At 62.7% G+C, this 1,155-nt stretch carries 1 protein-coding gene; it reads left to right on the plus strand.

Annotated elements, in window-relative coordinates; all coding sequences use genetic code 11:
* The first annotated feature begins 60 nt into the window (after positions 1–60).
* Complete coding sequence (locus tag LB538_RS29125) at positions 61–1,017, plus strand: IS5 family transposase (protein WP_095770217.1); 957 nt, start codon at positions 61–63, stop codon at positions 1,015–1,017.
* Positions 1,018–1,155: the final 138 nt, after the last annotated feature.

A 1,155-nucleotide genomic window follows, 5' to 3' on the forward strand; every position in this document is an offset into this window, starting at 1 on the left:
GGGCCTGTTGCGTAATTGGCTGGTTATGATTCTCTGAGAGGAAGCTCGGAGGGAATCGCGATGGCTGTGAAGCAGACGGGACAGTTGAGCCTGGCGGAGGCGTTTCTAGGCGACAAGCTTGCGGGCGGTTCTTCGCCACTCGACCGTCTGTCAGGTCTGGTGAAGTGGTACCGCTTCGAGAAGCTGCTCAACCCGCTGCGCGATGGTGGACCTGGCCGGGCAGCTTGGCCGCCACTGGTGCTGTTCAAGGCGCTGTTGCTGCAATCGCTCTATGGCCTGTCTGATCGCGAGTTGGAGGAAGCGCTGGGCGACCGGCTGTCATTCCGGCGCTTTGCCGGGTTGGGGCTGGACGATACGATCCCCGACCACACGGTTCTGTCGCGCTTTCGCAATCTGCTTGTCGGCGAAGGGCTGATGGAGAAGCTGTTCGGCGAACTGGACCGGCAGTTGGAGAAAGCCGGCGTGATCCTGAAGCGCGGCACAATGCTGGATGCCACACTGATCGATGCGGTTTCGGCGCCACCGACGCCTGAGCGGCCGTCGAAGGACACAGACGCTCGCATCACCGCACGCAAGGGCAAACGCGGCCTCACCTTTGGCTACAAGGCTCATGTCGGGGTGGATGAGGGCTCCGGTCTGATCCGCACGGTGATCACCACACCGGCCAACGTCAACGACACGGTAATGGCTGATGCCTTGATCTGCGGCGACGAGAAGACGGTGTGGGCGGACGCCGCGTATGACACCCATGCTCGCCGTGCCCGGCTCAAGGCCGAAGGCAAGAAGGTGCGCATTGCCCGCCGCCCCAACAAGCATCATGCGCTGCCTGAGCGGCTCAAGCACTACAATCGCCTGATCGCCAGACGGCGAGCGGCAGTGGAGACCACCTTCGCCACGCTCAAGAACCGCATGAAGCTGACCATGATCCGCTATGTCGGACTGGCCAAGGCCGCAGCCCAGGTAACGATGGCGGCGATCGCTTTCAACATGCGCCGATGGGCGGCCATCACAGGATAGGTGCGCCCAGCTACCGGCCTAGGGGCCGCACCGCCACCATCAAACTCAACCCCAAGGCCAAATCGCCCACCAAGCACAACAGACTTCGCGGCCAAAACCCCTCTGCGAGCCTGTTCTCGCTAACTGCGCAACAGGCCC

Origin of the sequence: Mesorhizobium sp. Ca11, from assembly GCF_020165275.1 — a bacterium.
In the GTDB taxonomy this organism is placed as follows: Bacteria; Pseudomonadota; Alphaproteobacteria; order Rhizobiales; family Rhizobiaceae; genus Mesorhizobium.